The sequence below is a fragment of the Bizionia argentinensis JUB59 genome, assembly GCF_000224335.1.
In the GTDB taxonomy this organism is placed as follows: Bacteria; Bacteroidota; Bacteroidia; order Flavobacteriales; family Flavobacteriaceae; genus Algorimicrobium; species Algorimicrobium argentinense.
Window position 1 is genome coordinate 46,687 of the sequence record NZ_AFXZ01000044.1, and the last position, 7,418, is coordinate 54,104.

At 33.3% G+C, this 7,418-nt stretch carries 6 protein-coding genes; 2 read left to right on the plus strand and 4 right to left on the minus strand.

From position 1 onward, the window contains the following. Positions 1-38 precede the first annotated feature (38 nt). Positions 39-1,019: a glycosyltransferase family 2 protein gene (locus BZARG_RS11575; protein ID WP_008638572.1), complete on the minus strand. Its 981-nt coding sequence runs from the start codon at positions 1,017-1,019 to the stop codon at positions 39-41. Beyond that, positions 1,016-1,462, minus strand: coding sequence for a type I restriction enzyme HsdR N-terminal domain-containing protein (locus tag BZARG_RS11580; protein WP_008638564.1), 447 nt, complete (start codon positions 1,460-1,462; stop codon positions 1,016-1,018). Before BZARG_RS11580 ends, BZARG_RS11575 begins: the two co-directional genes overlap by 4 nt. 103 nt (positions 1,463-1,565) lie before the next feature. Between BZARG_RS11580 and holA the strand changes: the two genes are divergently transcribed. Then, positions 1,566-2,570, plus strand: coding sequence for a DNA polymerase III subunit delta (gene holA, locus BZARG_RS11585; protein WP_008638577.1), 1,005 nt, complete (start codon positions 1,566-1,568; stop codon positions 2,568-2,570). Between the two features lie 132 nt (positions 2,571-2,702). Further along, positions 2,703-3,263, plus strand: a complete 561-nt coding sequence (locus BZARG_RS11590) for a type 1 glutamine amidotransferase domain-containing protein (RefSeq protein ID WP_008638584.1) — start codon at positions 2,703-2,705, stop codon at positions 3,261-3,263. A gap of 147 nt (positions 3,264-3,410) precedes the next feature. Here BZARG_RS11590 and BZARG_RS11595 read toward each other — a convergent pair whose 3' ends face one another. Together BZARG_RS11595 and BZARG_RS11600 are read right to left on the minus strand one after the other, a co-directional pair. Continuing rightward, a complete protein-coding gene (locus BZARG_RS11595) occupies positions 3,411-3,887 on the minus strand; it encodes a hypothetical protein (protein WP_008638571.1) in 477 nt (158 codons plus the stop codon). Positions 3,888-4,099: 212 nt separating this feature from the next. Continuing rightward, positions 4,100-6,511: an alpha-ketoacid dehydrogenase subunit alpha/beta gene (locus BZARG_RS11600; RefSeq protein WP_008638542.1), complete on the minus strand. Its 2,412-nt coding sequence runs from the start codon at positions 6,509-6,511 to the stop codon at positions 4,100-4,102. Between the last annotated feature and the right edge of the window lie 907 nt (positions 6,512-7,418).

Genomic DNA, 7,418 nt, shown 5'->3' on the forward strand with positions numbered 1-7,418 from the left:
TTAATAAACAAATGTGCTTTATTAATAATGGTTATTTTTCACAAGCTCTTTTTACCTAAAATAAAGTAATCCCAAATAATAGATTTTGTTTGGAAATAATTTGATTTTTGAGTCAATTTTCGCCGTTTTTGTAATAAGTGAGCTATGTTTTTATAATAACTAAAATGTGCTTTTAAAACCGATAGAATATGTGAGAACTTAAAGCCTACCAGGAATTTAATGCATGCAATTCCATCTAGAATTAAGCGTGTTAAAACGAGTGAAAAGAGATTTTCAGGCGCATTTTTTGTTAATGTGAATAGACTGTTCCTAAAATTCAAATACGTTTTTTTTGGATTGGTGTTTTGTAATGTGGCGCCACCAACATGATAAACAGTCGAAGTTCCTAGATACACACATTTATAATCCAAATTAAATGCACGCCAGCACATGTCAATTTCTTCCATGTGAGCAAAAAACGATTCATCAAAACCATTTAATGTTTCAAAAACAGATTTCCTGATGAAAAAACAGGCACCAGAAGCCCAAAATATGTCTGCTTTTTCTTGATATTGTTGTTCGTCTTTTTCTATAGAATCAAATACACGACCCCGACAAAATGGATAGCCATATTTATCGATAAAACCACCAGCTGCTCCAGCATATTCAAAATAATCTTTGTTTTTGTAATCTAAAATCTTAGGCTGAATAATGGCCGTATCAGGATGTAAGTCAAACTCCGAAAGAATCGGTTTTAGCCAATTTTCCGTTACTTCTACATCACTATTTAATAAACAGTAAATGTCTTCCTCAACATGCCTTAAAGCATCATTGTATCCCTTGGCATAACCACCATTTTCAGAATTTCGGATTGTTTTTATTGAAGGGAAATTTTGTTTAATAAAAGTAATAGAATCATCGGTAGATGCATTATCAGCAACATAAATAGTCGCTTCTTCCGAAAAAGCAACAACAGACGGTAAAAATTGTTCTAGAAGCGGTTTTCCATTCCAGTTTAATATAACAACGGCTATTTTCATAAGTTATAATCGGGGATATCTTTTAAAAAATTGTAACGTTCCGCTTCAAAATCCATTTGACAATAGTAATGATCCAAACCATTGGTCACCATTAAATAGGTGGCTTTCAACGTTAAATTATACTGTGCAATTTGGTCGAATGTTTTCTGATTTACAGGAATACTAGGTGCTTTACATTCTACTATAATATGTATGCTACCGTCGGGATTGAAAACCACAATATCATAGCGTTTTTTTAAATCATTGACGCGTAATTCTTTTTCGACATTTATTAGCGATTTCGGGTATTTTTTATCTGTCATTAAAACCTGCAGACAATGCTGACGCACCCATTCTTCAGGTTGTAAAATCACAAATTTTTTCCGAATAGGATCGAATATAGATACTTTATTTTCGCTATTTTTGAAACGGAACGAAAACTTGGGAAAATTGAGTGCTTGCATAGTTGCCACTAACGGTTTTGCCAAAGTTAACGTACAATAATCAAAAACCAAATGCCTAAAGCTTTTTTAGTTTGGGTATTTTAAAATTCGAAAGTCAACCATTTTGGAGGAAGTCAAACAATTAGTTAGCGATATAAAAAACCGAAAGTTTAAACCTATTTATTTTTTAATGGGTGAGGAACCTTATTATATAGATAAGATATCCGATTATATACAAGAAAACGTTCTTACAGAAGAAGAACGCGGATTCAATCAAATGGTGCTTTATGGTCGTGATGTTACAGTTGATGATGTTGTTGGACACGCCAAACGTTTTCCAATGATGGCCGAGTATCAGGTGATCATTGTTAAGGAAGCTCAAGATTTATCTCGAACTATAGAAAACTTTTTAGCCTATGCTAAAAATCCGCAACCGTCTACCATTTTAGTTTTCAATTATAAGTATAAATCACTGGATAAACGTAAAGCACTTTATAAAGAGTTAAAGAAAACGGCTATTATTCATGAGAGTAAAAAAATGTACGATAACCAAATACCAACTTGGATTAATCGTGTTTTAGCAGGTCAGAATTATAGTATTACACCAAAAGGCGCACAAATGTTAACCGAGTTTTTGGGTACGGATTTAAGTAAAATCAGCAATGAACTTGATAAGCTGAAAATTGTATTACCAGCAGGCACTCAAATAACACCAGAACTGATTGAAGAGAATATTGGAATCAGTAAAGATTATAATAATTTTGAATTACATAAAGCTATTGGGTACCGTGATGTACTAAAAGCAAATAAGATTATTAAATATTTTGGTGAAAACCCAAAAGACAACCCGATGGTTTTAACGGTTGGCTTTTTACACACTTACTTTACCAAAGTTTTACATTTGCATGGTTTAAGTGATAAGTCGTCAAGAAGTGTAGCCGCTGCTTTAAAAATATCACCCTATTTTACGGAAGAGTATATTGTTGCCGCTAAAAATTACCCAATGAAAAAGGTGAGTGGTATTATTGCCGATTTGCGCATTTTTGATGTGAAAGGAAAAGGTGTTGGTGCCAATGCGGTTCCTCAAGGTGACTTGCTTAAAGAGCTGTTAGTGCGGATTATGTATTAATGTTTTAACATCTTACCCAGATTTATTAACACTTTCTATTAAAATTCCGTTAAACATATTGGCTAATTCGTTTAAAGCCTTTATATCTAGTATATTAAGGTAGACGAATTAATAATCTTAAAAGTACTTATAATGGAAAATTTAGATAATAAGAGAGTAGCAATATTAGCTACAAATGGTTTTGAGGAAAGTGAATTAAGAGAACCAAAGAAAGCATTAGAGAAAGCGGGAGCACACGTTGATATAGTTTCATTAGAATCAGGAACAATTAAATCTTGGACAGATGGAAACTGGGGAGAAGCTTATAAAGTTGATAAAACTTTGGATGATGTTTCCCAAAGTGATTATAACGCCTTAATGTTACCAGGTGGTGTGATAAATCCAGATTTACTTCGAAAGAATAAAAAAGCGGTAAGTTTTGTGAAATCATTTTTCGAAAATCATAAACCTGTGGGAGCAATCTGTCATGCACCATGGTTATTAGCAGAAGCAGATGTTTTAAAAGGTAGAAAAGTAACATCTTACGACTCTATTAAAACAGACATTATAAACGCCGGTGCTAATTGGGTGGATGAAGAAGTTGTAGTTGATCAAGGTTTAGTAACGAGTCGTTCACCAAAAGATTTACCAGCCTTTAACGCTAAATTAGTAGAAGAGGTTTATGAAGGTAAGCATAAAAAACAGATGGCATAATTTAAACGGTGATCTGATTAATGAAAAACGCAAACTTTACGGTTTGCGTTTTTTTATGTTTTTAACTGCGCTTTTACAAGACTTTAATTTCGGACCTCACAGGTTTCAAATCCCGAAATGTCGGGACTGTGAGGTCTTTTTACTTACCTATTCTTTCAATTCTTCCAAAACCAAATTGTAATCATATTGTAAATCCTCATGCAAGGTTTTTACAATCTTTTCAATCGCTAATATCTGTCGATCGTATATGTTTGATAACGTGACATTTCTTTTTATAGAAGGCGACATATCTTTCAAACATTCACAAAAATAGAGTAGGAGTTCTACTTCCGTTTCTTTCTTTAATGAATAGCGCGCATATTTTTTAATAAGTCGCAGTATTTTGCGAACACTCTTTTTTATATAAAAATAACTGTTGGTATTTATGGTTGAAAACTGCAAATCGATCTCGCTTTTAACTGAATCAATATAACCGGTTTCATCATGTAATTCAAATAATAAATAAGTGAGAAGCTCTTTATTTTCTTTTTTGAATTTGGACAAACGTAACACCAGCTCCATTAATTCCTGATCAGATTTATGGTATAATTCTTTTTTTATGGTAACTACGGATACTGCTTTCATCTTTTGTTCCCGTGAACCTGTCTGCCGACAAGCAGGAACGGGGATCTTTTAATTATTATTTCATTATCGATTATCCTAAAAGTATTATTGACTCTAAATGAAGTCTTTTTAGATAATTGACCACTTTTGTTCAGATGTTAAATATACTAAAAGTAAAAGACCTGATGTTAAAATAACAAACAGGCCTTTTTAAATAAATAACACTTTAAAATTTATCTCAATTTCGGAAAATCCGTTGGATTAGATTCATGAATTACGTTGTAAACAGCTTCAAAAACATCTTCTACAGATGGTTTAGAGAAATAATCGCCATCCGTTCCGTAAGCAGGTCTGTGTGCTTTAGCAGTTAAGGTTTCTGGCTTGCTGTCTAAATGCTTGTACGCATTTTGATTGTTTAAAACTTCGTTTAGAATAAATGCTGAAGCACCTCCAGGAACATCTTCATCAATTACCATTAAACGATTTGTTTTCGCAACACTCTTTACAATGTCGTGGTTTATATCGAAAGGTAATAACGACTGGATATCAATAATTTCAGCACTAATACCTACTTCTTGTAATTCTTTAGCTGCTTGCTCAATTATACGAAGTGTTGATCCGTAAGATACTAATGTAATATCGCTACCGTCACGAATAGTTTCCACAACACCTAGCGGCGTTTTGAATTCACCAATGTTAGTTGGCATCATTTCTTTTAAGCGGTAACCGTTTAAACATTCCACAATCAATGCAGGATCATCACTTTCTAAAAGAGTATTATAAAACCCTGCAGCTTTAGTCATGTTTCTTGGTACTAATACGTGAATTCCACGGATTAAATGCATGATTCCTCCCATTTGAGAACCTGAATGCCAAATACCTTCTAGTCTATGACCACGCGTTCTGATAATTAATGGTGCTTTTTGTCGACCTTTAGTTCTGTACTGTAAGGTTGCTAAATCGTCACTCATTATTTGTAAAGCGTACAGAATATAATCCAAATATTGGATTTCAGCAATCGGGCGTAAACCACGCATAGCCATACCAATTCCTTGACCTAGAATGGTAGCTTCACGAATTCCAACATCGGAAACACGTAATTCACCATACTTTTCTTGCATACCTTCCAGACCTTGGTTTACATCACCAATATGTCCAGCATCTTCACCAAAAACTAATGCTTCTGGGTATTTGCTGAAAATTGCATCAAAGTTATCACGAATCACTAAACGCGCATCTACTTCTTCGCTATCATCATTATAAGTAGGCTTAACTTCTTGAATCTTTAAAGCCGATTTACTTGAATGAGAATATAAGTGAGAACTATACTTTGGTTGTACAACGTCTATATAATCGTTAATCCAGGTCGCTAATTTATTTTTAGTTTCAGATGATTCACTCACTACAAATCGCAGTACTTTTCGTGCTGTCGAAATAATATCTTTACGAATTGGCTCTGAAATATCAGCTAAATCGTTTTTAAGTTTTTCAATAAATACTTTGTTTGGGCTAGCATTAGCGACCTCTTCTAATAAAGCAACCAATTCGTTTTGCTCTTGTTTTAAAGGTTGAGTAAATGCTGTCCAAGCCGCTTTTTTACCATCGCGTACTTGTTTTTTAATGGTTTTTTCTACAGCAGATAAATCGTCATCTGTTGCAATACCATTTGCAATAATCCATTCACGTAGTTTTACGTTGCAATCGCGTTCTGCTTCCCAAGCTAAACGGTCTTCATCTTTATAACGCTCATGTGAACCAGAAGTAGAATGTCCTTGTGGTTGTGTTAATTCTTGAACGTGAATTAAAACCGGAACATGTTCCTCACGGGCTACCTTTGCAGCTTGTTGATATGTTTCAATTAAAGCCGGATAATCCCAACCTATAACACGTAAAATTTCGTAACCTTTTACGTCTTTTTCACGTTGGAACCCTTTTAATATTTCAGATATATTTTCTTTAGTCGTTTGATGTTTAGCATGAACTGAAATACCATATTCGTCATCCCAAACACTCATAACCATTGGTACTTGTAAAACACCAGCAGCATTAATAGTTTCAAAAAACAAACCTTCACTGGTACTGGCATTTCCAATAGTTCCCCAAGCGATTTCGTTACCTTCGTTGGAAAAATTGGTTGTATCAATACCTTTTACATGTCTGTATATTTTTGATGCTTGTGCCAAACCTAATAAGCGGGGCATTTGCCCAGCTGTTGGTGAAATATCGGCACTAGAATTCTTTTGTTCTAAAAGGTTATTCCAGTTCCCGTTTTCGTCTAAACTTTGAGTAGCAAAATGACCTCCCATTTGGCGTCCTCCAGACATAGGCTCTTCTTTAATATCAGTATTGGCATATAATCCAGCAAAAAACTGCTCGATATTTAAAGCGCCAATGGCCATCATAAACGTTTGATCACGGTAGTATCCTGAACGAAAATCGCCATTTTTAAAGGCTTTTGCCATGGCTAATTGTGGTACTTCTTTACCATCGCCAAAAATTCCAAATTTTGCTTTACCAGTAAGCACTTCACGACGACCTAGCAAGCTACATTCGCGTGAGGTTACGGCAAGGTTATAATCGGATAAAACTTCGGTTTTAAAATCTTCAAAAGAAAGGTCTTTATTTACTTCAGGATTTGCTTTCATACGTAACTAATTATTTTTGCAAAGGTAGGTATTATAAGTAATGTTTGCAATGAGTGGAACTGTTATAAAATTGATAAATTATAGGTAAAATGCTCAATTTGTTATTAATAAGATAAAAAAATGACATATATACGAGATCTGTTACAGATAGTGTAGCGAAAATAAAATGATTCGAATAAAATGATCTTAATACCAAAGAGCCGTTAAGTAAGTAAAAATTTTATTGCCTATATTCTCCTAACAGAATTATTGTTATTAGCTGTATAGCAACTTGCTATTTGTCGAATAATTATTTTTTTTATCGTGTTGTTAACATATAGATTTTTTACTCTAATAGACAGTCTAATGAATAAAATTTATAATGTTTTATTCTTGATGATCACCCTTTAATTATCGGTGCTTACACGCTAGCTTTAGAATCAATTACAAAAAGTAATCCCGAATTTTCTTTTTGTATATATCAAGCCACTGAAATTGATGAGGCGGTTGATTTGATTGATATTAAATTCTTTCATTATAACTTGGATTTACTTCTTTTGGATATAAGGTTGCCGAGAAGTACTAGAAATAATCTGCATTCTGGGGAAGATTTGGGTTTTTACATAGAGTCTAAAATATCTGATGTTAAAATTTTAATCATTATAGGATTAACCGACGGAATTAGGTTAATTAATATTTTATAAAGACTGAATCCTTTAGGTATTCTAGTAAAAAGTGATTTAAATAATGAAATTATTATTTCAGCAATTAAGAGTGTCTTAAACGAACAATTATATTATAGCAATACAACTGTAAAACTGCAAAGAACATAAGTATCTCATGATGTTATACTTAATAATTTAGATATTTTATTGCTAATGGAATTAGTCAATGACGCAAAAATGAAAGAACTCCAAGAGTTAATCCC

What these genes read in the sequence shown, in the direction of transcription:
- BZARG_RS11575 (WP_008638572.1), bottom strand. Translation starts at nt 1,019, where the DNA reads ATGAAAATAGCCGTTGTTATATTAAACTGGAATGGAAAACCGCTTCTA.
- BZARG_RS11580 (WP_008638564.1), bottom strand. Translation starts at nt 1,462, where the DNA reads ATGCAAGCACTCAATTTTCCCAAGTTTTCGTTCCGTTTCAAAAATAGC.
- BZARG_RS11590 (WP_008638584.1), top strand. Translation starts at nt 2,703, where the DNA reads ATGGAAAATTTAGATAATAAGAGAGTAGCAATATTAGCTACAAATGGT.
- BZARG_RS11595 (WP_008638571.1), bottom strand. Translation starts at nt 3,887, where the DNA reads ATGAAAGCAGTATCCGTAGTTACCATAAAAAAAGAATTATACCATAAA.
- BZARG_RS11600 (WP_008638542.1), bottom strand. Translation starts at nt 6,511, where the DNA reads ATGAAAGCAAATCCTGAAGTAAATAAAGACCTTTCTTTTGAAGATTTT.